Origin of the sequence: Microbacterium testaceum StLB037 (assembly GCF_900104345.1) — a bacterium.
GTDB classification, from domain to species: domain Bacteria; phylum Actinomycetota; class Actinomycetes; order Actinomycetales; family Microbacteriaceae; genus Microbacterium; species Microbacterium testaceum_A.
In genome coordinates this window covers 347,611-372,291 of sequence record NZ_FNJN01000001.1, presented here as the reverse complement: position 1 = coordinate 372,291, position 24,681 = coordinate 347,611, and the positions used below count along the sequence as shown (strand labels likewise).

At 70.6% G+C, this 24,681-nt stretch carries 19 protein-coding genes; 10 read left to right on the top strand and 9 right to left on the bottom strand.

Annotated features, from left to right (window positions below):
• Positions 1-62 precede the first annotated feature (62 nt).
• Positions 63-1,193 (bottom strand): flavodoxin-dependent (E)-4-hydroxy-3-methylbut-2-enyl-diphosphate synthase, encoded by a 1,131-nt coding sequence (gene ispG, locus BLS25_RS01705; RefSeq protein ID WP_056228466.1) that lies wholly within the window; start codon positions 1,191-1,193, stop codon positions 63-65.
• Positions 1,194-1,435: 242 nt separating this feature from the next.
• Between ispG and BLS25_RS01700 the strand changes: the two genes are divergently transcribed.
• Complete coding sequence (locus BLS25_RS01700) at positions 1,436-3,370, top strand: anthranilate synthase family protein (protein ID WP_074694204.1); 1,935 nt, start codon at positions 1,436-1,438, stop codon at positions 3,368-3,370.
• A 239-nt stretch (positions 3,371-3,609) separates the two neighbouring features.
• Here BLS25_RS01700 and BLS25_RS01695 read toward each other — a convergent pair whose 3' ends face one another.
• Positions 3,610-4,926, bottom strand: a complete 1,317-nt coding sequence (locus BLS25_RS01695; protein WP_074694203.1) for a M50 family metallopeptidase — start codon at positions 4,924-4,926, stop codon at positions 3,610-3,612.
• Positions 4,927-5,013: 87 nt separating this feature from the next.
• Between BLS25_RS01695 and BLS25_RS01690 the strand changes: the two genes are divergently transcribed.
• The gene (locus BLS25_RS01690; RefSeq protein ID WP_074694408.1) at positions 5,014-6,678 is read left to right on the top strand and encodes a Mur ligase family protein; all 1,665 of its coding nucleotides are present in this window, start codon (positions 5,014-5,016) and stop codon (positions 6,676-6,678) included.
• Between the two features lie 212 nt (positions 6,679-6,890).
• On the opposite strand, the gene dxr is transcribed toward BLS25_RS01690, so the two are convergent.
• Entirely contained in the window at positions 6,891-7,973 is a 1,083-nt protein-coding gene (dxr, locus tag BLS25_RS01685) for a 1-deoxy-D-xylulose-5-phosphate reductoisomerase (RefSeq protein ID WP_074694202.1), read from the bottom strand.
• A 13-nt stretch (positions 7,974-7,986) separates the two neighbouring features.
• A complete protein-coding gene (locus BLS25_RS01680) occupies positions 7,987-8,979 on the bottom strand; it encodes an FKBP-type peptidyl-prolyl cis-trans isomerase (RefSeq protein ID WP_056227188.1) in 993 nt (330 codons plus the stop codon).
• 204 nt (positions 8,980-9,183) lie between these two features.
• Here BLS25_RS01680 and BLS25_RS01675 point away from each other — a divergent pair, with 204 nt between their 5' ends.
• The 4 genes from BLS25_RS01675 (at position 9,184) to dhaM (ending at position 12,343) form a co-directional block, all read left to right on the top strand.
• Positions 9,184-9,885: a lysophospholipid acyltransferase family protein gene (locus tag BLS25_RS01675; RefSeq protein WP_143017802.1), complete on the top strand. Its 702-nt coding sequence runs from the start codon at positions 9,184-9,186 to the stop codon at positions 9,883-9,885.
• A 102-nt stretch (positions 9,886-9,987) separates the two neighbouring features.
• Positions 9,988-10,983, top strand: coding sequence for a dihydroxyacetone kinase subunit DhaK (gene dhaK / locus BLS25_RS01670; RefSeq protein WP_056227181.1), 996 nt, complete (start codon positions 9,988-9,990; stop codon positions 10,981-10,983).
• Positions 10,980-11,615, top strand: coding sequence for a dihydroxyacetone kinase subunit DhaL (gene dhaL, locus BLS25_RS01665; RefSeq protein ID WP_056228459.1), 636 nt, complete (start codon positions 10,980-10,982; stop codon positions 11,613-11,615). Before dhaK ends, dhaL begins: the two co-directional genes overlap by 4 nt.
• Positions 11,612-12,343: a dihydroxyacetone kinase phosphoryl donor subunit DhaM gene (gene dhaM, locus BLS25_RS01660; protein WP_074694201.1), complete on the top strand. Its 732-nt coding sequence runs from the start codon at positions 11,612-11,614 to the stop codon at positions 12,341-12,343. Before dhaL ends, dhaM begins: the two co-directional genes overlap by 4 nt.
• An 18-nt stretch (positions 12,344-12,361) precedes the next feature.
• Here dhaM and BLS25_RS01655 read toward each other — a convergent pair whose 3' ends face one another.
• Positions 12,362-13,327 carry a sugar-binding transcriptional regulator gene (locus tag BLS25_RS01655; protein ID WP_056227175.1) on the bottom strand — a complete coding sequence of 322 codons (966 nt, stop codon included), beginning with the start codon at positions 13,325-13,327 and terminating at the stop codon, positions 12,362-12,364.
• A 112-nt stretch (positions 13,328-13,439) separates the two neighbouring features.
• On the opposite strand from BLS25_RS01655, the gene BLS25_RS01650 reads away from it, so the two are divergent.
• The 3 genes from BLS25_RS01650 (at position 13,440) to glpK (ending at position 17,634) form a co-directional block, all read left to right on the top strand.
• Positions 13,440-15,158: a glycerol-3-phosphate dehydrogenase/oxidase gene (locus tag BLS25_RS01650; RefSeq protein WP_056227172.1), complete on the top strand. Its 1,719-nt coding sequence runs from the start codon at positions 13,440-13,442 to the stop codon at positions 15,156-15,158.
• Positions 15,159-15,279: 121 nt separating this feature from the next.
• Positions 15,280-16,035, top strand: coding sequence for an MIP/aquaporin family protein (locus tag BLS25_RS01645; protein ID WP_074694200.1), 756 nt, complete (start codon positions 15,280-15,282; stop codon positions 16,033-16,035).
• Between the two features lie 87 nt (positions 16,036-16,122).
• Positions 16,123-17,634, top strand: coding sequence for a glycerol kinase GlpK (gene glpK / locus BLS25_RS01640; RefSeq protein WP_074694199.1), 1,512 nt, complete (start codon positions 16,123-16,125; stop codon positions 17,632-17,634).
• Between the two features lie 111 nt (positions 17,635-17,745).
• Here the strand turns inward: glpK and BLS25_RS01635 are convergent, their stop codons facing one another.
• The 4 genes from BLS25_RS01635 to BLS25_RS01620 form a co-directional block, all read right to left on the bottom strand.
• The gene (locus tag BLS25_RS01635; RefSeq protein ID WP_056227163.1) at positions 17,746-18,225 is read right to left on the bottom strand and encodes a hypothetical protein; all 480 of its coding nucleotides are present in this window, start codon (positions 18,223-18,225) and stop codon (positions 17,746-17,748) included.
• A gap of 53 nt (positions 18,226-18,278) precedes the next feature.
• Positions 18,279-18,749, bottom strand: coding sequence for an OsmC family protein (locus BLS25_RS01630; protein ID WP_056227158.1), 471 nt, complete (start codon positions 18,747-18,749; stop codon positions 18,279-18,281).
• A gap of 125 nt (positions 18,750-18,874) precedes the next feature.
• A complete protein-coding gene (locus BLS25_RS01625) occupies positions 18,875-21,793 on the bottom strand; it encodes a LamG-like jellyroll fold domain-containing protein (protein ID WP_074694198.1) in 2,919 nt (972 codons plus the stop codon).
• Positions 21,794-21,819: 26 nt separating this feature from the next.
• The gene (locus BLS25_RS01620; RefSeq protein WP_074694197.1) at positions 21,820-23,379 is read right to left on the bottom strand and encodes an RICIN domain-containing protein; all 1,560 of its coding nucleotides are present in this window, start codon (positions 23,377-23,379) and stop codon (positions 21,820-21,822) included.
• Between the two features lie 306 nt (positions 23,380-23,685).
• Here BLS25_RS01620 and BLS25_RS01615 point away from each other — a divergent pair, with 306 nt between their 5' ends.
• Entirely contained in the window at positions 23,686-24,669 is a 984-nt protein-coding gene (locus BLS25_RS01615; protein ID WP_056227154.1) for an asparaginase, read from the top strand.
• The last annotated feature ends 12 nt before the right edge of the window (positions 24,670-24,681 follow it).

Here is a 24,681-nt window from a genome sequence, read left to right as displayed (position 1 = left end):
GCTATCGGAACAAAAGCCGACTGCCGACGCTCAGATGAGCGCAGAGCGGATCGGGTACGCGGTCAGGCGGTGATGACCTGCGCGGTACCGGTGGCGGCGTCGGGGCCCATCTCGGCCGCGAGGCGGTTCGCCTCGGCGATCAGCGTCGCCACGATCTCGCTCTCGGGCACGGTCTTGACGACCTCGCCCTTCACGAAGATCTGCCCCTTGCCGTTGCCCGAGGCCACACCCAGGTCGGCGTCGCGCGCCTCACCGGGTCCGTTGACGACGCAGCCCATGACGGCCACGCGCAGCGGAACGGTCATGTCCTTCAGGCCCTCGGTCACGTCGTCGGCGAGCGTGTACACGTCGACCTGGGCGCGACCGCACGAGGGGCACGAGACGATCTCGAGCTTGCGCTCGCGAAGGTTCAGCGACTGCAGGATCTGGTGACCGACCTTGACCTCTTCGGCCGGCGGAGCCGAGAGCGAGACGCGGATGGTATCGCCGATGCCCTCGGACAGCAGGATGCCGAACGCCGTGGCGCTCTTGATCGTGCCCTGGAACGCGGGTCCGGCCTCGGTCACACCAAGGTGCAGCGGCCAGTCGCCCCGCTCGGCGAGCAGGCGGTAGGCCTTCACCATGACGATCGGGTCGTTGTGCTTGACCGAGATCTTGAAGTCGTGGAAGTCGTGCTCCTCGAACAGCGAGGCCTCCCACACGGCGCTCTCGACGAGCGCTTCGGGGGTGGCCTTGCCGTACTTCTCGAGCAGGCGGCGATCGAGCGATCCGGCGTTGACGCCGATGCGCAGCGAGACGCCGGCGTCTTTCGCGGCCTTGGCGATCGCGCCGACCTGGTCGTCGAACTTGCGGATGTTGCCCGGGTTCACGCGCACCGCACCGCACCCGGCGTCGATCGCCTGGAAGACGTACTTCGGCTGGAAGTGGATGTCGGCGATGACCGGGATCTGGCTCTTCTTCGCGATGATGTGCAGCACGTCGGCGTCGTCCTGCGACGGCACGGCGACGCGCACGATCTCGCATCCGGATGCCGTGAGCTCGGCGATCTGCTGCAGCGTGGCGTTGATGTTGGTGGTGGGCGTCGTGGTCATCGACTGGACGCTGACGGGAGCGTCGCCACCGACGAGCACCTTGCCGACCCGGATCTGGCGGGTCTTGCGACGGGGCGCGAGGGTCTCCGGCACGCGGGGCATTCCGAGGTTCACAGCAGGCACGGGCTCAGCCTACGCCGCCCTCACCGCACGGCGCCTGAACCGGTGCCGAAAGGCTGCTGTGGTAGGTTCGGCGCCATGCGCGCTCACACATCCTGGTGGCCCACCGTTTAGGCGGTGCGCACGCATGCAACAGACCGCCCTCCCCCTGGGGAATCCGGCGGTCTTCGTGTTTTCGGCGGCCGCGACGAAACCTCGCTCAGCACAGACGGAAAGACATCTCGATGACCGGGCTCGACCCCTCTCCCCTGCTCTCGGACCTCGCCGCAGGTTCCGCCCCCTTCGCCCTCATCGCCCGTGACGGGGCGACCGTCGAGGTCCTCACCGGAGACGTCGTCGACGTCGAGCTCCTCGCCGACATCCCGTTGACGGATGCCGACGGCGTCGCCCGCGAGGTGCTCGCGCTCGTCCCGTACCGACAGGTGCGCGAGCGCGGCTTCGTCTGCCACGACGACGGGGCCCCGCTGCGCTGTCTGGTGATCGGCGACCGCGTGTCCCTGCCGCGGGCCGAGGCCATGGCATCCCTCCCCTCCTCCCCCGTGCCGTTGGCGGACGCCGGCTTCGACATCAGCGACGAGGACTACGCCCGCATCGTGCGCCGCGTGATCGCCGACGAGATCGGCCGCGGCGAGGGGGCGAACTTCGTGATCCGTCGCGACTTCGTCGCCGGCGTCGACGTCGACCCCCGGATCGCCGCTCTGACGTGGTTCCGCGCGCTGCTCGAGCACGAGAAGGGCGCGTACTGGACGTTCGCTGTCGTCACCGACGATCACATCGCGGTGGGCGCGAGCCCCGAGGCGCATGTGAGCGCCAAGGACGGCGTCGTCACGATGAACCCCATCTCGGGCACCTTCCGCCACCCCGCCGGCGGCGCGACCGCCGAGACCCTCGCGGAGTTCCTGCGCTCGACCAAGGAGACCGAAGAGCTCTTCATGGTCGTCGACGAAGAGCTGAAGATGATGAGCGCCGTCTGCAGCGACGGCGGTCGGATCACCGGGCCGCACCTCAAAGAGATGTCACGGCTCACGCACACCGAGTACATGCTGCGCGGCTCGAGCGACCTCGACCCCCGCGACATCCTGCGCGAGACGATGTTCGCCCCCACCGTGACCGGCTCGCCCATGCAGAACGCGTGCACGGTGATCGCCCGCCACGAGACCGTCCCCCGCGGGTACTACTCCGGTGTCGCGGCGCTGTTCACCCCGAACGGCTCGACCGAGGGCCCCACGCACGACCTCGACGCGCCGATCCTCATCCGCACGGCGTACCTGGTCGACGGGCGACTGCGCGTCCCCGTGGGCGCGACCCTCGTGCGCCACTCCGATCCCGACGGCGAGGTGGGCGAGACCCACGGAAAGGCGGCGGGCGTGCTCGGCGCCATCGGAGCGATCCCGCGGGACGCTCCCGCCGTTCCGGCCGGCGCCGACCCCGACGCTCCGGCCGCGGCCCGCCGGCCGTTGGCCGAAGACCCCGCGATTGCCGAACTGCTGACCTCGCGCAACGACCGTCTCGCACCGTTCTGGATGAACCCGCAGGACCCCGACGGATCGGGCCCCTTCGCAGGCCGTACGGCGCTGGTGGTGGATGCCGAGGACCGCTTCACCACGATGCTCGCGCATCAGCTGCGCCACCTGGGCCTGGACACCCGCATCGTGCCGTGGTCGGAGGCGACGGACGACGAGATCGACGCCGCCGACCTGGTCGTCTCAGGTCCCGGGCCCGGCGACCCGCGCGACGACAGCCCCCGGATGAGCGTGATGCGTCACGTCGTCGGGCGCCGCACCGCGCGTCGCGATCCGCTTCTCGCTGTGTGCCTGAGCCACCAGATCCTGGCCGACTCGCTCGGCATCGAGCTCATGCCGCTCGATCGGCCCCACCAGGGTCTCCAGAAGAGCGTCGACGTCTTCGGCGAGGACGCCTCGATCGGGTTCTACAACACCTTCACCGCGCGGGTGAATCCGGGCGACCGACGGGGGATCTTCTACGGCCCGGGCGCACCCGTCACCGACTTCGAGATCGACGTCGCGGCCGACCCGGTGACCGGCGACGTCTACGCCCTGCGCGGGCCCGGATTCGCGAGCGTGCAGGGTCACCTCGAGTCGATCCTGTCGCGCGACGGCATGCGCACGCTGGAGCGCTTGATCGCCCACGCGCTCTGAGCACGGTGCGGCTCGCCGGAGAGCCGGGAGGGCGCGACCGCGTGCCGGGCTCGGGAGTCCCGGGGCCGTCGGGCGCGACCGCGTGCCCGGCTCCGGAGTCCCGGGGCCGTCGGCCGGTTCCGCCGCGCTGCGACGCCAGGAGACGCCTATCCGATCCGGAGCCCAGGACGCCCCGCCCCGCCCGCCGAGGACGGCACGTCATGCAGAGCACGGCCGACGGGCGAGCCGATCCGCCGCGGCTAGAGCAACTGCACCGGGTTGAAGATGTCCGCGAGGAACAGCACACCGCCGGTCGCGACCAGAAGCACCACGACGACGAACGTCACGGGCACGAGCTTCGTGGCATCCACCGGCCGGGCGACTTTGCCGCGCAGGCGCGCGATCTGCCTCTTGATGCCGTCCCACAGCGCGACCACGACATGGCCGCCGTCGAGCGGGAGCAGCGGGATGAGGTTGAAGACGAAGAGGGCGACGTTCAACCCGCCCAGCAGGGAGATCATCACCTGCACGCGGTCGAGGATCGGCGCGTCCACGGCGGCGATGTCGCCCGCGAGACGGCCCGCCCCCACCACGCTCATGGGGCTGTTCGCGTCGCGGGGCTGGCCGCTGAGGGTGTCGACGGCGACCTCGTAGATGCGGACGGGGAACTGCGACACGATCTGCGCGACCGAGCCGATGTACTGGCCCGTCGCCTGAAGGCTCGTCCCGATCGGCTGGCGGACGAGGGCGCTCTGCGGGCTGATCCCGGCGAAACCGACCGTCTGATACTCGGTCGCACCCGACGCGTCGACGACGGGCCGGCCGTTCGCATCGGTGACGGCCTTGTCGGTGGTCGCGGGGGTGAACTGCACGGTGCGCTGCGCGCCGTCACGGTCGATGACCACCGACAGCTGCTGGCCGGGCGAGCGCTGGATGATCGCCGCGGCCTCGGCGAACGTCGACACCGGCGTGCCGTCGATCGAGACGAACTTGTCCCCGGGCTGAATGCCCGCGGCGGCCGCGGGGGCGACGGGATCGCTGGGGGTGCAGTCGGTGCGGTTCTGGCTCGCGGGGATGACGCACTGCGAGACGGAGGCGACGGTCGTCGTGCCCTGCTGGATGCCGATGCCGCTGAGGGCGATCGCGAAGAGCACGACGGCGAGGACGAGGTTCATCACGGGGCCGCCGAGCATCACGATGATCCGCTTGTAGACGGGCAGTTTGTAGAACACGCGATCGTCGGAGGCGATGAGGGTCTCGGCGTTGGCGTCGCGGGCGTCCTGGATCATCGTCGCGAAGAAGCGCGAGCGCTTGGTGCCGGGCTTGGCGTCGTCGGGAGCCGGCGGGTACATGCCCGCCATCGAGATGAAGCCGCCCAGCGGCAGGGCCTTGAAGCCGTACTCCGTCTCGCCGATCCGCTTGGACCAGAGCGTCGGGCCGAAGCCGATCATGTACTGGCCGACGCGCACGCCGAAGAGCTTGGCGGGCAGCAGATGCCCGACTTCGTGCAGCGCGATCGAGACGGCCAAGCCGAGCACGAGCACGATGACGCCGATGAGGAACGCGATCGCAGTCACCCGCCGACGATACCGTCGGACGCCTTTGAACCGCCCGTGCGGCTGCGATGCGGTGCCTGTGCGACACCGGATGAGAGAATGGTCTCGATGCCCTCCGACGCCTTCTCGAACCTGCCGCCCGTCCTCCGACCGGAGAACCCGCCGCGACGCGACCTCGCCGAACTCGGCCGACGCTACGGCGTGCGCACCGTCGGAGACGTCGACGGCACGACTCTCACCGGCATCACGCTGGCCACCGCCGACCTGCGCGCCGGAGAGGCCTTCGTCGCCATCCGCGGCGTCAACCGGCACGGTGCGGAGTTCGCGCCCACCGCCGCCGCACGCGGTGCGGTCGCCGTCATCACCGACGCCGCGGGCGCCGAGATCGCCGGTCCCGCGGGTCTTCCGATCGTCGTCGTAGACGATCCCCGCGCGCTCCTCGGCGAGCTCTCTGCGTGGGTCTACGGCACCGGTCCCGACGACCAGCTCCCCCAGCTGCTGGCCACCACGGGCACCAACGGCAAGACCAGCGTCTCGCACCTGCTCGAGGGGATCCTCGACCAGCTCGGCGTCGTGACCGGGCTGTCGTCCACCGCCGAGCGGCACATCGCGGGCGAGGTCATCGTCTCGCGCCTGACCACCCCCGAAGCCTCCGAGTTCCACGCCCTCCTCGCGCTCATGCGCGAACGCGGCGTGCAGGCGGTCGCGGTCGAGGTGAGCGCCCAGGCGCTGACCCGTCACCGCGTCGACGGACTGGTGTTCGACGTCGCGGGGTTCACCAACCTCACGCACGACCACCTCGACGACTACGCGGACATGCGCGAGTACTTCGAGGCGAAGCTCCCCCTCTTCCGCCCCGACCGCGCCCGCCGCGGTGTCGTCTGCCTCGATTCGGCGCCCGGCGCCGAGATCGCCGCTCGCGCGGAGATCCCGGTCGTGACCATCGCGACCCCCGCCATCAGCGAAGACGCCGCCGCCGCGGCATCCGCCGATTGGACCGTCGACATCGTCGACGAACGCCAGGAGGGCACCGAGTTCACCCTGAGCGACGGCAAGGGTCGCTCGTTGACCACCGTCGTCCCGGTGATCGGCCGCCACATGGCCGCCAACGCCGGTCTCGCGATCGTCATGCTCCTCGAGGTCGGATACACCTGGGACCACCTCTACAGCACTCTCGACGGCTCGCACATCGAGGCCTCGCTGCCCGGCCGCACGCAGCTCGTCTCGGGGGCCGAGGGCCCCGCGGTCTACGTCGACTTCGGTCACTCCCCCGACGCGTTCGAGAAGACGCTCGCCGCGGTCCGCCGGGTGACCCCGGGCAAGGTCGTCATGGTGTTCGGCGCCGACGGCGACCGCGACGCCACTAAACGCCACGACATGGGCCGCACGGCGGTCGAGGGCAGCGACATCCTCGTCGTCACCGACCACCACCCCCGTCACGAGAACCCCGACACGATCCGCGAGGTCCTCGTCGAGGGGGCGCGTCGAGCGCGACCGGATGCCGAGATCCTCGAGTTCACCCCGCCCGAGCGCGCGATCCTCGAGGCCGTGAAGCTCGTCGGCGAGGGCGACGCGATCCTCTGGGCCGGCCCCGGTCACCAGGACTACCGCGACATCCGCGGGGTGCGCACGCCCTACTCGGCGCGCGAGCTGTCGCGTCGCGCCCTGCGCGCGGCCGGATGGCCCGTGCCCGACCCGCAGTGGCCCGTGCCCTACCCGACCGACAGCACCCCGTCGTCCGACCCCGAGCGCCCGGTGGAGTTCCCGGCCTGAGGCGCGGGTAACGCGGCATCCCGTCCCCCTGGCCCGGCTCAGGGGCCCTCCAGCCGAGGACGGTGAGCCGCAGGGCTTGACCCCCTCGGGGACCTTCCCCTACGAGGGCCGAGCCCGCCGGGGTCAGCGCACGCGCGGGCCCCTTCCACAGGCTCGGGGACCTCTCCCATCACGAGGGGGCTGAGCTCGTCGAACCCGCCGCCCGGCCCGCCTCAGCGCGCGGCGATAAGCGCGTCTGCCGTGCGACGCGCCCAGGCCTCGGCCTCGGCGAGGGACTCGCGGGTGAGCGTCGTGGGCGGCTCGTGGCGATCGACCACGCGTTCGATCAGTTCGACGATCTCGAGGAAACCCAACCGTCCCTCGTGGAACGCGTCGACGGCCTGTTCGTTGGCGGCGTTGAAGACGGCGGGGTAGGTCGCCCCGGCCCGTCCGACCTCTTTCGCGAGGGCCACCGAGCCGAAGGCCTTCTCGTCGAGCGGCTCGAATGTCCACTCCGAGGCGCGGGTCCAGTCGAGCGGGGCGCCGACACCCGAGATCCGGTTCGGCCAGTCGAGCCCCAACGAGATGGGGAGCCGCATGTCGGGCGGCGACGCCTGGGCGATGGTCGAGCCGTCGACGAACTCCACCATGGAGTGCACGATCGACTGCGGGTGGACGGTCACGGCGATGCGGTCGTACGGCACGTCGAAGAGCAGGTGCGCTTCGATCACCTCGAGGCCCTTGTTGACGAGGGTGGCCGAGTTCGTCGTGACGACGCGCCCCATGTCCCACGTCGGGTGAGCGAGGGCTTCGGCGGGGGTGACGTTCTGCAGCTCGTCCCGCGAGCGCCCACGGAAAGGGCCTCCGGATGCCGTGAGCACGAGCCGACGCACCTCGCCGGCGTGACCGGATCGTAGCGCCTGCGCGATCGCCGAGTGCTCGGAGTCGACGGGCACGATCTGCCCCGGCGCGGCGAGGGCGGTGACGAGGTCGCCGCCGACGATCAACGACTCCTTGTTGGCGAGCGCGAGGGTGCGTCCCGTTTCGAGCGCGGCGATCGTGGGGCCGAGTCCGACCGATCCGGTGATGCCGTTGAGCACCACGTCGGCCTCGACGTCGCGGACGAGCTGCTCCGCCTCGACCGCGCCGAGGGCCGTGTGCTCGACGCCGAAGGCCGCGGCCTGGGACTCGACGCCGGCGCGATCGGTGCCGGCGGCGAGTCCGACGACCTCGAATCGGTCGGCGTTGTTCGCGATGACGTCGAGCGCCTGCGTGCCGATCGAACCGGTGGAACCGAGGATGAGGACGCGGCGCATTCCCTCAGCCTACTTAGCCCGCCATGTCGGCGTGCTGGACCCCGAGGATGTCGACGACGAAGAACAGGGTCGAGTTCGCGGGGATGTCGCCCTGGGCCTTGTCGCCGTAGCCCGCGGCGGGCGGGATGACGACGACGACCTGCGAGCCGACCGTCTGCCCCTCGAGCGCCTGGCGGAACCCGTCGACGACCTGGTTGGTCACGAACTGGGCCGGGGCCCCGCGCTGCCAGCTGGAGTCGAAGACCTGACCGCTGTCGTAGAGCGCGCCCGTGTACTGCACGATCACCTGATCGCCCGGGTTCACGACCTCGCCCGCGCCCTGGCGCAGGTTCTCGATGCGGACCTCGGTGGGCGCCGGAGCCGTCGGCTGGGGCAGCATCTGCTTGCCGTCGGCGTTCGTCGTGGTGGTGGGGGCGCCGTTGTCGTCGAACGTCACCGCGGGCATGCCGTCGACGGGAGGGACCTCGGTGCCCTCGGCGCGGGTCGGCAGCTCGGAGAGGGAGTCGGCGACGAGCACGAAGGCGGGCGAGCCCTCGCCGAGCGTGCCGGCGGGGAACGACGAGACGGTGCGCGACCCGAGGGGGGCGCACTCGAGGGCGGCGCCGAAGATCTGCTGCGAAGAGATGAGCGTGTCCATGCCGTTCGGCTCGGTGTCGAGCGTCTGGAGCTGGACGGCGCCGGAGGCGGTGTCGATCAGCGTGAAGTTCGCCTTGAGGACGTCGCCGGCCTTCACCTGCTGGCCCGTGCCCTCGACGAGGGTCGTGCGCTGCAGGGCGGTGGGGTTGTACCCGTCGGGGAGGGTGACGCTGACCTTCGACTGGAAGTCTCCCGACACGACGAGACCGTCGGGGGCCGGGGCGTCGGCGAGCGCGCTCTGGCACTGTCCCGCGTCGGCCGAGCCGCTCGCGTCGGGCGTCGACGCCTCGTCGGGGGAACCGGAGCATCCGGCCAGCAGCAGGGCCGCGGCGGCGACGACGGACAGGGAAGCGATCGGGCGGAAGCGCACGGGTGACCTCTCGAAGCAAGACAGGAAGACCCCATCCTCGCGCATTCGTCTTTGCCGCGGCTGGGAGGCCGGTGCGCGTCCTCGCTCGCGCGCGTTCGTCGTGTACACGCGCGCACCATGCACGCCCGGGCATGCGGCGGCGAGTAGCCTCGACGGGTGAGTTCCGACCTGCCCGCCGAGACCCCCGTGACCGTGCCGGAGCAGATGGGCGCGACCTACCGTCTCGGACGTCTCCTCATCGCCCCCCTGGCGCGTGCCGTGTACCGCCCGCGCATCGAGGGGCGCGAGAACGTCCCGCGCATCGGCCCCGTCATCTTCGCGAGCAACCACCTGTCGTTCATCGATTCCATCGCCATCCCGGTCGCCGCTCCCCGCCCGGTGCACTTCATGGCGAAGTCGGCCTACTTCGAGAAGTGGGCGTCGCGTCAGTTCTTCACGGCGATCGGCGCCATCCCGGTCGAGCGCGGCGCGGGCCAGAAGGCGCTCGAGGCCCTCGACCAACAGCGCGCCCTACTCGAGGACGGCCGCGCCGTCGCGCTCTACCCCGAGGGCACGCGTTCGCTCGACGGTCGCCTGTACAAGGGCCGGACCGGGGTCGCCTTCCTCGCCCTGCAGACCGGAGCTCCGGTCGTGCCGGTGGGTCTCATCGGCACCGACAAGGTCATGCCGGTGGGCGCGAAGATCCCCACGACCAAGGAGCGCATCACGGTGCGTTTCGGCGCCCCCCTCGATCTCTCCCCGCACGGGGCCGCTTCCTCGGGCCGCGCGCGCCGTGGCGCCACCGACGAGATCATGGCCGCGATCCACGCCCTGAGCGAGCAGGAGCTCGCGAACGCCTACAACGAGGCCCCGGCGCAGAACCCGATCGAGCGCATCAAGCAGGTCCTCCCCCACGAGCGGCTCTGAGCGCCCGCGTCTTACCGGCTTTTCCTCCTTGACGGAACGGCGACCTGCGAGCAGGGTCGAAACCGACGGCCCGAACCGTCGTCGCCACAACGAGGAGGCACCGTGAAGAAGTTCGTCAACGACCCCGCCGACGTCTTGGCCGAGGCCCTCCGCGGCATCCAGGTCGCCCATCCGGACGTGCGGGTGGATGCCGAGAACCGGGTCATCCTGCGCGCGGAGCCGACGCGGTCGGGCAAGGTCGCGCTGGTGTCCGGCGGTGGATCGGGGCACGAGCCGATGCACGGCGGTTTCGTCGGGCGGGGCATGCTCGATGCCGCGGCCGCAGGAGAGGTCTTCACCTCCCCCACTCCCGACCAGGTGCTCGCCGCCACGCAGGCGGTCGACTCGGGTGCCGGTGTGCTGCACATCGTGAAGAACTACACCGGAGACGTCCTCAACTTCGAGATGGCGGCGGAGCTCGCCGCGGCCGAGGGCGTGCAGGTGGAATCGGTCGTCGTGGCCGATGACGTCGCCGTGACCGACTCGACCTGGACCGCGGGTCGCCGCGGAACGGGCACCACCGTCATCCTCGAGAAGATCGTCGGCGCCTTCGCCGAAGAAGGGGCCGATCTCGCGGCGGTCGCCGAGCTCGCGCGTCGCGTCTCGGCCGCCGGCCGGTCGATGGGCGTGGCTCTCACGAGCTGCACCGTCCCCGCCGCGGGCCGCCCCACCTTCGAGCTCCCCGACGACGAGATGGAGGTCGGTGTCGGCATCCACGGCGAACCCGGTCGCTCGCGCGTGAAGCTGGCATCCGCTCGAGAGATCGCCAAGCTCATGGTCGACCCGATCGTGCACGATTTCGGCGAGCCCGTGGGACCGGCGATCGTGCTGTTGTCGGGCCTGGGCGGCACCCCGCTGATCGAGCAGTACCTGTTGTACGGAGAGATCGCGCCGCTGCTGGCCGGGGCCGGCGTCGACGTCCAGCGCGTTCTGATCGGCGACTACATCACGAGCCTCGACATGGCCGGGGCGTCGTTGACCGTCGTGAAGGCCGACGACGAGATGCTGCGCCTGTGGGATGCGCCCGTCGTGACCCCGGGCCTGCGGTGGGGCGCATGAGCGGGGCGGTCTCGACCGACGACCTCGTCGCATGGGTCCGCGCGTTCCGCGACGCCGTCCACGCGCACAAGGACGAGTTGACGCGCCTCGACTCCGAGATCGGCGACGCCGACCACGGGTCGAACATGGCGCGCGGTCTCGATGCGGTCGTCGCCAAGCTCGATCCCGCTCCCGCGAGCCCCTCCGATCTGTTCAAGACAGTCGGCATGACCCTCGTCTCATCGGTCGGCGGAGCGAGCGGTCCGCTGTACGGCACGCTCTTCCTGCGCATGGGCCCCGCGCTGGGCACCGAGACGGAGGTGGATGCCGCGACCCTCGGCGCCGCGCTGCGCGCCGGGGTCGAGGGGGTCGTCGCCCGCGGCAAGGCCGAGCTGGGCGACAAGACGATGATCGACGCCCTTTCCCCCGCCCTGGACGCGTGGGACGCCGCGGCCGCCGAGGGCCTGGCTGAAGCCGCTCGCGCCGCCGCCGACGCCGCGGCCCGTGGGCGCGATGCGACCGAGCCGCTGGTCGCGCGCAAGGGCCGGGCGAGCTACCTCGGCGAGCGCAGCGCCGGACACCTCGATCCCGGCGCCACCTCGGCGACCCTGCTGCTCGAAGCCCTGCGCGACACCCTGGCGGGAGCCGCGTGATCGGGATCGTCACCGTCTCGCACTCCCGCGCCCTCGCCGAGGCCGCGGTGCATCTGGCCCTGCAGATGGGCGGGGCGAATCCGCCCGACGTCCGCGTCGCGGCCGGCGGCCCCGACGACGATCTCGGAACGGATGCCGTGGCCATCGCCGCCGCGATCGACGAGGCGGACTCCGGGGACGGCGTCCTCGTCCTGATGGACCTCGGGTCCGCGATCCTCAGCGCCGAGACGGCCCTCGAGTTCGTCGCGGTGCCGGACCGCGTGCGCTTGAGCCCCGCCCCCTTCGTGGAGGGTCTCGTGGCGGCCGTGGTGACCGCCGCGGGCGGAGCGGACCTCGAGACCGTTTCACGGGAGTGCGCCACCGCCGCGGGGGCGAAGGCGCGTCAGCTGGGCGACGACGCCGAAGAGTCGGCATCCATTCCGCAGGCGGCGGAGAAGGCGTCGGAGGATCAGTCGCTGTCGTTCGAGGCCGTCGTGACCAATCCCTCGGGCCTGCACGCGCGTCCGGCCGCGACCTTCGTCAAGGCCGCCTCGCGCCACGATGCCGAGGTGCGCATCGCCGACCTCGAGACCGGATCCGACGAGGTGTCGGGGCGGAGCCTGCTCGCTCTCATGGCTCTGGGCGTGCGGCAGGGTGCGCGCGTCCGCGTGAGCGCCTCGGGTCCCGAGGCGCGAGCAGCGCTCGACGAGCTGCACGCCCTCATCGCCGACGGGTTCGGCGAGAGATGACGGGGGCGACCGAACGCGTCAGCGCGTGACGCTGAGCAGGCGGCGCGCGAGGGACTCCTCGACCACCAGCTCGGTGACGAGATCGGCGGCCAGGGCGCCGCGCAGGCCGTCGAGCTTGGACAGGCTCGACACCACGCAGAAACGACGGGGAATGCGCCGCACGGTGTCGAGGTCCGGCCCGCTCGAGCGGGCGTTGAGCTCGGGGATGTCGCTCGAGCCGTCGGCGCGGTAGAACACGGTGGCGCAGTCGCCGACCACGCCCTCGCGCTCGATGACCGCGCGGTCGCGCTCGTCGAAGTAGTCGCCGCTGTAGACGTGCGAGGGCACGTCGGCGTGCGGGGAGCCGAGCCCGAAGACGAACAGGCCGACGCGCTGCTGGATCTCGAGCACCGAACGCACCGAGCGCTCCCGCCACATCGACTGCTTGGTGAGGGGGTCGTCGAACAGCGCGGGCACCGGGAATTGGTGCACGGACGACGACCAGGCCGCGCCGAACTTCGACAGGATCTCGCCCGCGTACGGGATGCCCGAGGTGCGCACGTTGGCCGCACCGTTCATCTGCACGATGTGGGTGTCGTGGACGTCCTTCTGGGGGACGTGGCGGGCCACGGCCGAGAGGGTCGACCCCCAGGCCACCCCGATCGTCATCGACGACTCGACGCGCTCCGCCAGGATGCGCGCGGCGGTCAACGCCGTGCGCTCGAGCCGCTCGGCCTCGGAGGTGCGCGGGGGCGTGGGCACGACGTGCGCCGTGATGCCGAAGCGATCGGCGATCCGCTGGGCCATCTGCCCTCGGGCGTCGTCGGGCGGGCTGATCGAGATCGTGACGAGGCCGACGTCGCGGGCGTGCTGCAGCAGACGCGACACCGATGAGCGCGAGACCCTCATCTCGTGCGCGATGGCATCCATCGTGAGGTCCTGCATGTAGTAGAGCTGCGCCGCGCGCAGGGCGTCACGGGAGCGCTCCTCGGCCTGCGTCACCACCGTCCGGTTACCTTCATGAACACTATTCTGCACGTTTGTTCAAGGGGCTTGCAACAACGTGCAGACAAGCGCATTGTGATCGTCGTACCAACAACGAAAGGTCGCAGTCGACATGTCGTCCCCCGCTACTCCGCTCCGCGCCGACGTCCAGGCGCTCCGCGACGCCGAGAACCTCGACGTCCTCATCATCGGAGGGGGCATCAACGGCCTTGCCACCCTCCGCGACCTCGCCCTCCAGGGCGTCAGCGTCGCCCTCGTCGAACGTGGCGACTTCGTCTCCGGTGCCTCCTCGGCCTCCAGCCACATGGTGCACGGCGGCATCCGCTACCTCGAGAACGGCGAGTTCCGCCTCGTCAAAGAAGCGGTCACCGAGCGAAATGACCTGCTCAAGACCGCTCCCCACTACGTCAAGCCGCTCGAGACGACGATCCCGATCTACAAGACGTTCTCCGGCATCCTGTCGGCACCCTTCCGTCTTCTCGTGACGCACGGTCGCGGCAAGCCCAATGAGCGCGGCGCGCTGCTCATCAAGGTCGGCCTGATCATGTACGACACCTTCTCGCGCGACGGCGGATCCGTCCCCCGCCACACCTTCCTCGGCAAGAAGAAGTCGCTGTCCGAGCTTCCGAAGCTCAACCCCGACCTCGCCTACACCGCGACCTACTTCGACGCCTCGATGCACGACCCCGAGCGCATCGCCCTCGACGTGCTGCGCGACGGCATCGAGGCCGGCGCGGGCCGCACCCAGGCCGTCAACTACGTCTCGGCCGTCGGCGCCGACGCGAACGGCGTGCGCGTGCGCGACGAGGTGTCGGGCGAGGAGTTCAGCGTCAAGGCGAAGGTCGTCCTCAACACGGCCGGACCCTGGACCGACCTGGCCAACCAGGCGATGGGCCTCGACACGACCTTCATGGGCGGCACCAAGGGCTCGCACATCGTGCTCGACAACCCCGAGCTGCTCGCCGCCACCGGTGGTCGTGAGATCTTCTTCGAGCACTCGGACGGCCGCATCGTCCTCATCTACCCCCTGAAGGACCGCGTCCTGGTCGGCACGACCGACATCGACGCCGATCCCTCGAAGCCGGTCGTGTGCACCGACGACGAGATCGAGTACTTCTTCGACCTCATCGGACACGTCTTCCCCACCATCGGCGTGGACCGCTCGCAGATCGTCTACACGTTCTCGGGTATCCGCCCGCTCCCCCGCCACGACGACACCGCCCCCGGCTTCGTCTCCCGCGACTACCGCATCGTCGAGGACGAGGTCGCGGGCGTCCCCGCCATGAGCCTCGTCGGCGGCAAGTGGACCACCTTCCGCGCCCTCGCCGAGCACCTCAGCATGAAGACCCTGCAGAAGCTGCGTCGCCCCCACCGCGTCAGCACCCAGGGCCTGCCCATCGGCGGCGGAGCCGGCTTCCCCGCCACGCCCGAGCAGCGTCGCCGCTGGATCGCCGCGCGCACGAATGCGCACTCCGCGGAGCTCGTCGAGGCGATGCTGGAGCGCTACGGCACCCGTGCCGACGCGATCCTCGCCGCCCTGCCCGCCGAGCCGACGCCGGTTCCCGACGCGGCCGGGTACTTCCGCGAGGAGCTCGCGTTCATCGCCGAGAACGAGCAGGTCGTGCACCTGATCGACGTGCTGCTGCGCCGCACGCACCTGGCGTTCGTCGGCGGCATGACCGAGCGCACCCTGCAGGAGGTCGCCGAGGCGGTCGCCGAGCCCCTCGGTTGGGACTCCGCGCGCGTCGACGAAGAAGTGGCCCGTACTACTGAGATTCTCCGCTCCGCCCACCGTGTCGACCTGGCACAGGCCGGAGTGGCCCGAATCTGAGAGAACGTGCGGGCGCGCCACCTGTTGCGCGCCCGCACGTGAGCCGTAGGTTCGGAGCACCGAGCCGCACTACCGCCCGAGCCGAAGGTGTCCGGGTGACGAAAGAAAGGTCGATGACGACATGCAAGAAGTGAACCTGGGGCTGTACTTCCTCTCGGAGGTCGTCGGCACCGCGATGCTCATCCTGTTGGGCTGTGGCGTGGTCGCCAACGTGGCCCTCGCCAAGACCAAGGGCAACGCCGGCGGCACCCTGATGGTCAACTGGGGTTGGGGCCTGGCGGTCTTCGCCGGTGTCATCGTCTCCGCGTACTCCGGCGCTCAGCTGAACCCCGCCGTCTCGATCGGCCTCCTGGTCGCCGGCAAGATCGCCTTCGTCCAGTTCCTCGTGGCCGTGGCCGCGCAGATGGTCGGTGCCATCATCGGCGCCGTCCTCGCCTGGGCGTCGTACAAGCAGCACTTCGACGACGAGCCCGACCCCGCCGCCAAGCTCGGCGTGTTCTCGACCGGTCCCGCGATCCGGTCGTACGGCTTCAACTTCCTCACCGAGGTCATCGCCACCTTCGTCCTGGTGTTCGTGATCTTCGGCTTCGGTGACTACGGCGTAGCCGACATCGGCGTCCCCGGCGGCATCGGCGGCCTCGCGGCCGTCCCCGTGGCGCTGCTCGTGGTCGGTATCGGCGCCTCCCTCGGCGGCCCCACCGGCTACGCGATCAACCCGGCCCGTGACCTCGGCCCCCGCATCGCCCACGCGATCCTCCCCATCAAGGGCAAGGGTTCGAGCGACTGGGGCTACGCCTGGGTTCCGGTCGCCGGTCCCCTCGTCGGTGGTCTGCTCGCGGGTCTGCTGGCCCCCGTGCTCCTCGGCCTCGGCAAGTAACACCTCCGCGGGGGCGTCGCCCGGCGCTCCCGCCCACCTTCTCCACCTCTTCACCCGTTCACTGAATTCAGACAAAGGAGTCCATCCATGGCCGACTACGTCCTCGCCATCGACCAGGGCACGACCTCGACGCGCGCGATGATCTTCGACAAGTCCGGGAGCGTCGTCTCCGTCGGACAGAAGGAGCACGAGCAGATCTTCCCGCGCGCGGGATGGGTCGAGCACGACCCCGCCGAGATCTGGCGCAACACCCAGGAGGTGATCGGCCTGGCCCTCAGCCGCGCCGACATCACCCGCCACGACATCGCCGCCGTCGGCATCACCAACCAGCGCGAGACCGCGGTGGTCTGGGACAAGAACACCGGCAAGCCCGTCTACAACGCCATCGTCTGGCAGGACACGCGGACGCAGTCCATCGTCGACCGTCTCGCCGACGGCGACCCCGAGCGCTACAAGAGCATCGTCGGTCTGCCGCTGGCGACCTACTTCTCGGGCACCAAGATCGTCTGGATCCTCGAGAACGTCGACGGAGCCCGCGAGAAGGCCGAAGCCGGAGACCTGCTCTTCGGCACGACCGACACCTGGGTGCTGTGGAACCTGACCGGCGGCATCGACGGCGGCGTGCACGCGACCGACGTCACCAACGCCAGCCGCACGCTGTTCATGGACCTCGAGACGCTGTCGTGGCGCGAGGACATCCTCGCCGACTTCGGCGTGCCGGCCTCGATGCTCCCCGAGATCCGCTCCTCCTCCGAGGTCTACGGCACCGTCGAGTCCTCGTCGCTGCTGCGCGAGACGCCGATCGCCGGCATCCTGGGCGACCAGCAGGCCGCGACCTTCGGCCAGGCGGCCTTCGACCCGGGTGAGAGCAAGAACACCTACGGCACGGGCAACTTCCTCATCTTCCAGACGGGCGAAGAGATCGTCCACTCGAAGAACGGTCTGCTCACGACGCTGGGCTACAAGCTCGGCGACCAGCCCGCCCGCTACGCGCTCGAGGGATCGATCGCCGTCACCGGCTCGCTCATCCAGTGGCTGCGCGATCAGCTCGGCATCATCTCCTCGGCCCCCGAGGTCGAGAAGCTGGCCGAGAGCGTGGACGACAACGGCGGCGTGTACTTCGTCCCGGCGTTCTCGGGCCTGTTCGCGCCCTACTGGCGTCCCGACGCCCGCGGCGCGATCGTCGGCATGACGCGCTACGTCAACCGCGGCCACATCGCCCGTGCCGCCCTCGAGGCGACCGCCTTCCAGTCGCGCGAGGTGCTCGACGCCGTCAACGCCGACTCCGGCGTCGACCTGGCCGAGCTCAAGGTCGACGGCGGCATGACCGCCAACGACGCTCTCATGCAGTTCCAGGCGGACATCCTCGGCGTACCCGTGGTGCGCCCGGTCGTCGCCGAGACCACCGCCCTGGGTGCCGCGTACGCCGCGGGCCTCGCGGTCGGCTTCTGGGACAACCTCGACGACCTGCGCGCCAACTGGCAGGAAGACAAGCGCTGGGAGCCCAACATGGACGACGGCGAGCGCGAGCGCGAGCTGCGCCTGTGGAAGAAGGCCGTCACCAAGTCGATGGACTGGATCGACGACGACGTGCGCTGATCCCGCTCCTCACGAACGCACCCCCGTCGGCCTCGCGCCGGCGGGGGTGCGTCGTTCGCGGGGCGCGTCGTTCGCGGGACACCGGGTTCCCGGCATCCGGATGCCGAAAACTCACCGCTGCGGCTTGGGGTACGCCGCCCGGACGGCGTCGGACTGAAGGTAGTCCGAGACGCCGATGAGGAGGATCGCGAAGAGGATCTGCTCGGTGACCACCCAGAACGGGTAGAGCCCCGGGATCGCCGCGAGCACGAGCGCGATGACCGGGAAGATCCGGCTGAACAGCTGAAGGCGGCGGAACGCCCAGTACCACCCCGCGCGGGCGCGCCAGAGGAAGTAGAACAGGGTCGTCGTGATCGCCAGCACCACGAGACAGCGCATCCAGACCGCGAAGCCGACGTCGTCGCCGTTCGCGGTCATCACCAGGGCGATGACGACCGTGGCCACGCCGAGGACGAAACCGGCCGCAAGCAAGAGGGTGATCGCACGGAACGCCCGGCGGACCTTCGGATCGGCGGAGACGGGAACGCGATGATCGGCCTGGCGGCCTCCGGCGATCCGGTCGAGACGGCGCAGGGCGGGTTCGAGCGGCATGCGCTCACTGTACGACGCCGCCGCATGCTCCCCGTACGCGCGACGCGGCGCGCTCAGTCCGCGGTCACCTCGGGCTCGTGCCGAACCGGGAAGTTGACCGAGTTGGCGATGAAGCACCACTCGCGCGCCGGGCGGTGGGCCGCGCGCGCCGCCTCGATCATCGACTCGTCCGCCACGCGGACGCGCGGGCGCAGCACGACCTCGGTGAACGCTCCCCCGCCGTTGCCGTCCTCCTGCAGGGTGCCCGAGGCGTCGTCCTCGTAACCGGTGACCACGACGCCCACCTTCACGCACGCGTAGAGGTACGACAGCAGGTGGCACTCGCTCAACGCCGCGATCAGCAGTTCTTCGGGGTTCCACTTGGCGGGGTCGCCGCGGAAGGGCTTGTCGGCGGATGCCGCGATGGCGGGCTTTCCGTCGACCTCGAGGGTCACGGCCCGCTCGTAGTCGCGATAGCCGCTCGTTCCCGTGCCGAGGTCGCCGGTCCAGGTCGAGCGCAGGCGGTAGTGGTGCTCTCCGTTCATGTCACCCAGTCTGCCCGTCGCCGGACCGGAGGGCGCCGGAAATCTCGAGGACGACGACGCAGGACGCTCCCCGAACGACGAGGGCCCCCGTCCGGACGAACCGGACGGGGGCCCTGCGGCCGTGCTCAGGCGTGTCGGCGCCGGCGGCGAAGCACCAGTCCGAGGCCCGCGAGCAACAGAGCGGCACCCGACAGCGCGGCCAGCGCGCCCGAGGCGACGCCGGTGGCGGCGAGGTCGCCGCGACGCGCGTTGCCGAGCTGGGAGCCCGCATTCGACGTGGCGACACCCCCGGTCGCGGAGCCGCCGGCGCCGTCACCCGGATCGACCGCCGCGACGGGAGGGGCGACCGTGACGCGCGCCCAGCCCAGCAGCTCGCCGGTCGCCGTGTAGACGGCGAGACGGTGCTCGCCCGGAGCGACGCTCGCCGGGACGACGAGCGAGATCGACCGGTTCGCGACGGTCGCGGTGCCCAGACCCGTGGGCTGCGAGAAGAGGAACCCGTAAAGCGCCTTCCCGTCGAGACCCGCGGGCACGTTCACCGAGACCGTGTCGCCGGCTCGGAAGGTGCTCGGCGTCACCGTGATGGCGCCGTCCTTGCCGGCAGCCAACTGCTCGCCATCCGGAGACCAGGCGGCATCCACTCCCATGGTGACCGTCATCTCGAGCGCCGAGCCAGCCCGGGTCCCGATGGACTGGGCGAAGCTCACCGCGTGCGCTCCGACGCCGGCGATCGGCGTCTTCAGCGCGAGACGCCAGGTGCCGTCGGCTCCCACGGCGGCACGGCCGGCGTCCGCCCCGTCGACCCGCACCGTCACCTGCGCCCCCGCGACCCCGCGTCCCTCGAGCGCCGAAACCGTCGCGTTCGAGGCCTGCACGCCCGACAGCGGCGTGGTCACGGCGAAGGCCGCGGCGGTGGCGTCGAGGTCGGCACGCCGGAAGAGGAACTGCTCGCGCTGCAGAGCGTGGTCGACGATGCGGGTCTCGCCCACGCAGCCGTACCAGCCGTGCTCGGGCTCGGTGTTCCACAGCGAGGCGCCGATCACCCACGGCATCAGGTCTGCGGCCATCATCCCGCCGACGCCCGAGGCGTTGCGCAGCACCGGCACGCCGTCGACGTACATGATCACGGTTCCCGCGGCTGGGTCGTTCACGATCGCGACGTGGTGCCAGCTGCCCGGCATGATCTCGCCCGACCAGAGCGTGTACGAGTTCTTCGAGACCGTGTCGGCCGCCGAGAACTGATATTCGCGCAGGTTCGAGATGCCCAGCCAGGCCGCACCGGCCCCCTCGTCGGAGGTGTCGTTGATCCCGATCCAGTTGCGCGCGCCGCCCCGACTGATCGCGGCGCCCCATCGGTTCGCGGCCTCGGTCCAGTTCGCATCCATCTGCAGGAAGGTCTCGAGGGTGTACCCCGACTCCGCGCTGAGGTGCGCCGAGGTCGCCTGCGCACCGTACTCGGTCGTGAGGAACGCGAGGTTGTCGGGTCCCGTGCTGTTGCGGTGCACGTCGCTGAAGCACACCGCGCCCGGGTCCGCCGAGTAGAAAGGAACGTTCTTGTGGGTCACCGCGACGTCGTCGAGTTCGTCGGGGGCGTCGGTCTGGTCCAGTGGCAGGCGGTACATCGGGCTGGACCCTGCGATGTCGGGCACGACGGTGTTCTCGTCGAGGACGCCCTCCTTGACGTCGCCGAACCGCCAGTGCGCCACCGTTCCGGGTACCGCGAAGTAGTCCGACGCGTCACCGGCGGCGACGAGCTTCTCGCCGGTCGACGACCCGGTCCACCCCTGCGACACGATGGCCTTCGCGGCGGCGGTGAGGTCGGGACCGTCCGCCTGGGCCGCCGAGGGCGCACCCCATCCGAAACGGGATCCGAAGTCCATCGCGAGCGAGAACTGCTGCCATGTCCCGGTGAGCACGGGGGCGTCGGTCGACGTCCGCGAGTTGGCGTGCTTCTTGCCGACCCAGGGCGAGATCGTCGAGACGTCGATGCTCCCACCCGACAGGTCGAACTCGAACAGCGTCATGATGCCGTTGCCGCCGTCGGCCGCCATCTGATAGTCCGTCAGCACCTCGTGGACGGGATGCCCGAAGTCGTTCGTGAGCGTGCGCATGGTGGCGCCGTGGAAGTGCCCGTTGAGCGTCAGGACGATCTGATCGTTCTTGCGGATGAGCTTTTCCCACAGCAGGTCGCCGTACCACCAGCTCGTCGGTGACACCTGGTCCTGGTCGACGCCGATGATCGCGTGCGATGACAGGATCACGGGCACGCCCTTGTTCGCGTCGAGGATCCCCTGCGCCCAGGCGAAGGTGTCGTCGGAGGCGTTCCAGCCGAGCGACAGCACGACCCAGTCATGCCCCTCGGCCGAGAAACGGTACGCCGAGGAGTACCCGTTCTGGAACGTGCCGAGCAGGGTCGAACCGCCCTGGCGCTGCAGCGTGGATGCCCCGAAGGCGGCGAGGTAGTTCGAGGCGTTGCCCTCCGACGAGCGGGCGCCCTGGTCGGCCACGTCGTGGTTGCCGGGGATCACCGAGTAGGGCACTTTGCCGTCCTCGAGGATCTTCATCGCCTTGCTCGCGGCGCTCCACTGATCGCTCTTGCCCTGCTGATCGACGACGTCGCCGAGCTGCATGGTGAACGGGATGTTGAGCGCCTTCTTGTTGTCGACGACCCACTGGGTCTGGACCTCGAAGGGGTTCGTCCCGTACTGCGGGACGAACTGCGAGGCGCTGTACCGCGAGTAGAACTGCGTGTCGGGCAGCACCGGCAGCAAGAAGCTCGAGCGTCCCGTCGCGGAGGAGGTTCCGGATGCCGCGGACCCGGTCGCCGCGGAGCCGGTGGTCCCCGTGGTGCTCGTCGTCGAGGCGGTCGTGGGCGCGCTCGAGACCGTGTCGGAGGGATTCGTGCCCGAGGTGGTGCCGGTGGACGTGCCCGAGGCGGCGACGGCGATCGACGCGCCGCCGAAGGCGAGGCTCGAGACGGCGAGCGCGCCGACGACCAGTCCGGCCGAGAGGCCGCGTACCGAGCGGCGTAGACGAGGGAACATATCTCTTCTCATGTCAGGGTGGTCGATCAGGAGGCGGGGGTGAGCTGGGGCCCGAAGCCCTCGATCTCGGACAGGGTCATCCAGGTGGACGAGGTCTTGTTCTTCACCAGCACGCGAAGACCCGTGGCCAGGACGGGACGCGAGGCGGTGACCTCGAGACGCAGGTCGGCCGAGGTGTTGGCGGCGGGCCAGGCGGTGGCGGAGGGAAGGTTCGCCCACCCGCCGCGTGTGGTGCGGTACTGCACGGTCACCGAGCCGATGTTCTGCTTGCCGCCGATGTCGTACACGTTCACGCTCGAGATCTGCCGCGGCTGGTCGAGGTAGAAGGTCACGCGGTTGGGGTTCACGCGGTTCGCCGCGCCCCCCGAGCGCCAGTCGGCGAAGCCGGTGGCGGTGCGGTTCCCGTCGGTGAGGGCGAAGGTCGTGGAGTCCTTGAACGACCAGTCGGGGTGCACACCCGACTGCCGGAGCACGTTCATCTGCTGCGCGGCCGAGACCGTGACCACGAGCGTGGCTGAGAATCCGAGCCCCGAGACCGCCGGGACCTTCACCGTTCCGGGCGTCGAGAACGCGGCATCCGTCACACCCGCGAAGTCCCAGCGCACGGGAGCGGTCAGGGTCTGCCCGGTGTCGCCGATACGACGCTGCACCGTGGCCGGGGCCCGCATGGCGACCTCGGCGACGGTGGCGCCCGCGTAGGTGGTGAGCGCGGAGTCCGCGGCGTCCGAGAGGGCGCCGACGGCGACGGATGCCGTGAGAGCCACGTCTTCACCGAAGAAGCCCTTCGCCGTTCCGGTCACCGAGACCGCTCCGGGCGTCAGCCAGGTCGTCGCGGCCGGCAGCGCCCAGGTGATGGGCGACAGCGTCACCGTGCGGCCCCAGCCGTAGCGGCCGCTGAGTGAGCTCGGCAGGGTCGGGAGCACACCCGGCGTGGTGACGAGCGAGGGAGAGGTCACGGTCGGGGTGAGAGCATGCACGCGCCACTGCTGCACCGCGGCGGAAGCGTTGAGAGTGTAGGTCTGCACCTCGGAGCCGTCGGCCGTCTTCCAGTTGTAGAGGTCGAGAGCCGATTCCCTGCCCTCGCGCTCGCGCTGCACGTTGACGAGGTTCACGGCCCCGTTGCCCGCGTCGCGCAGCTCCCACTGGGCGTAGGGGTCGGTCGCGGCGTCGGCGACATCGGCCGTCTGCAGGTAGCGGAAAGCGTCCTGGTCGTTGCGCGAGCGGGTGAGGACGCGGTCCTTCTGATCGGCGATGAGGAATGTGCGCGCCGAACCGACGACCGGGTACAGGCGAAGCGCCTGGGCGGACAGCGTCCGAGGGTCGGCTTGCGCCATCGACGAGATCGATGCCACCGCCGGAGTGGTCGAGCCGGGCGCGCTCGAGACCTGAGCGTCCCCCGCCCCGATCTGGAGCACCTTGCCGCTCGCGTGAACACTTTCGACGAGTACGAGCTGCGCGGCGCCGACGGCCGACGCGGAAACGGGCGTTTCGGTGGCGGCGAGGGCGGGAGGGGCGGATGCCAACAGGCTCGCGGCGGCCACGAGGGTCGCGGCCGCGCGGAGCAGTCGCGATCGGGTGGGGGTCATGAGAGGCGGGTCCTTCCGGGTGCGAGCGCTCCCCCGACGCGCGCACGTCGGCGCGAGGAGCAACGGGCACCCGCCGGGGTGGCGGGACGCGTGGCTGAGGGGGCTGTGGGGAGCGGCCCGCGAGAGCGGGCGACCCGACTGTAGGGAGCGCCCCCGCCGGACGCGGGTCCGGGAGCGGTCGCTCCGGTGAACGACGCCCGTCCTCTTCGGTGCCCGGTGCGGGACGGCAGCCGATGACCCCTTTCCGTGTCCGTCGGCCGCGTCGGTGACCGGATCGGGAGCGGGCCCCCGCGATACGATGGACGGATGCCCGCTACGCCCCCCGCCTCCGTCGAACTCGCTGTCGTCGACCGCAACGATTTCGTCGAATCCCGCCACTACGGCGTCGCCGTTGTCCTCGCCCCCGACGGGTCCGAGAAGCTGACCCTCGGCGATGCGAGCGCGCTCTTCCTCCCCCGCTCGAGCATGAAGCCCCTGCAGGCGCTGGCGTGTCTCTCGGCGGGCGCCGAGCTCGCCGACGAGCGTCTCGCGATCTCGATGGCGAGCCACGCGGGCACCGAGCGCCACGCCGAGGTGGCTCGCGGCATCCTGCAGTCCGCCGGCCTCACCGAAGATGACCTCGGGTGCCCGGCGGCCTGGCCCACTGACACCGCGTCACGCGACGAGATGGTGCGTGATCACGCCGCGCCCTCGCCGCTGCGCATGAACTGCTCGGGCAAGCACGCCGCGATGCTGCTGACCTGCGTGGCGAACGGCTGGAGCACGGGCGACTACCTCGATCCGCAGCACCCGCTGCAGGCGCACATCCGCGAGGTCATCGAACGTCTTGTGGGTGAGCGCATGACCACGACGGCGATCGACGGCTGCGGAGCCCCCGTCTACGCCATGAGCCTCGTCGGTCTCGCGCGGGCCATCCAGCGCATCGCGACGTCGTCGGAGCGCTCCCCTTTCGCTCTGCACCGCAGCGCCGGAACCCTCGTGCGCGCCGTGCGCGAGCACCCGTGGACCATCGACGGCCCCGGCCGGCCCGACACGATCGTCATCGAACGCCTCGGGGTCTTCTCGAAGATGGGCGCCGAGGGCGTGCAGGTCATGACCGCCCCCGACGGCACCACGGTCGCCCTCAAGATGCTCGACGGCTCGAATCGCGCCGGACATGTCGTCGCGCTGCGCCTGCTCGAGAGGGTCGGGGCTCTCACCGCCGCGGCGGTCGACGACACCGTGGCGCAGCTCTCGCTGTCGATCCTGGGCGGCGGTCGCGAGGTCGGTTCGATCCGCTCCGCGGTCTGACTCCGACGCCCC

What these genes read in the sequence shown, in the direction of transcription:
- ispG (WP_056228466.1), bottom strand. Translation starts at nt 1,193, where the DNA reads ATGCCCCGCGTGCCGGAGACCCTCGCGCCCCGTCGCAAGACCCGCCAG.
- BLS25_RS01700 (WP_074694204.1), top strand. Translation starts at nt 1,436, where the DNA reads ATGACCGGGCTCGACCCCTCTCCCCTGCTCTCGGACCTCGCCGCAGGT.
- BLS25_RS01690 (WP_074694408.1), top strand. Translation starts at nt 5,014, where the DNA reads ATGCCCTCCGACGCCTTCTCGAACCTGCCGCCCGTCCTCCGACCGGAG.
- dxr (WP_074694202.1), bottom strand. Translation starts at nt 7,973, where the DNA reads ATGCGCCGCGTCCTCATCCTCGGTTCCACCGGTTCGATCGGCACGCAG.
- BLS25_RS01675 (WP_143017802.1), top strand. Translation starts at nt 9,184, where the DNA reads ATGGGCGCGACCTACCGTCTCGGACGTCTCCTCATCGCCCCCCTGGCG.
- dhaL (WP_056228459.1), top strand. Translation starts at nt 10,980, where the DNA reads ATGAGCGGGGCGGTCTCGACCGACGACCTCGTCGCATGGGTCCGCGCG.
- BLS25_RS01650 (WP_056227172.1), top strand. Translation starts at nt 13,440, where the DNA reads ATGTCGTCCCCCGCTACTCCGCTCCGCGCCGACGTCCAGGCGCTCCGC.
- BLS25_RS01645 (WP_074694200.1), top strand. Translation starts at nt 15,280, where the DNA reads ATGCAAGAAGTGAACCTGGGGCTGTACTTCCTCTCGGAGGTCGTCGGC.
- glpK (WP_074694199.1), top strand. Translation starts at nt 16,123, where the DNA reads ATGGCCGACTACGTCCTCGCCATCGACCAGGGCACGACCTCGACGCGC.
- BLS25_RS01635 (WP_056227163.1), bottom strand. Translation starts at nt 18,225, where the DNA reads ATGCCGCTCGAACCCGCCCTGCGCCGTCTCGACCGGATCGCCGGAGGC.
- BLS25_RS01630 (WP_056227158.1), bottom strand. Translation starts at nt 18,749, where the DNA reads ATGAACGGAGAGCACCACTACCGCCTGCGCTCGACCTGGACCGGCGAC.
- BLS25_RS01625 (WP_074694198.1), bottom strand. Translation starts at nt 21,793, where the DNA reads ATGTTCCCTCGTCTACGCCGCTCGGTACGCGGCCTCTCGGCCGGACTG.
- BLS25_RS01620 (WP_074694197.1), bottom strand. Translation starts at nt 23,379, where the DNA reads ATGACCCCCACCCGATCGCGACTGCTCCGCGCGGCCGCGACCCTCGTG.
- BLS25_RS01615 (WP_056227154.1), top strand. Translation starts at nt 23,686, where the DNA reads ATGCCCGCTACGCCCCCCGCCTCCGTCGAACTCGCTGTCGTCGACCGC.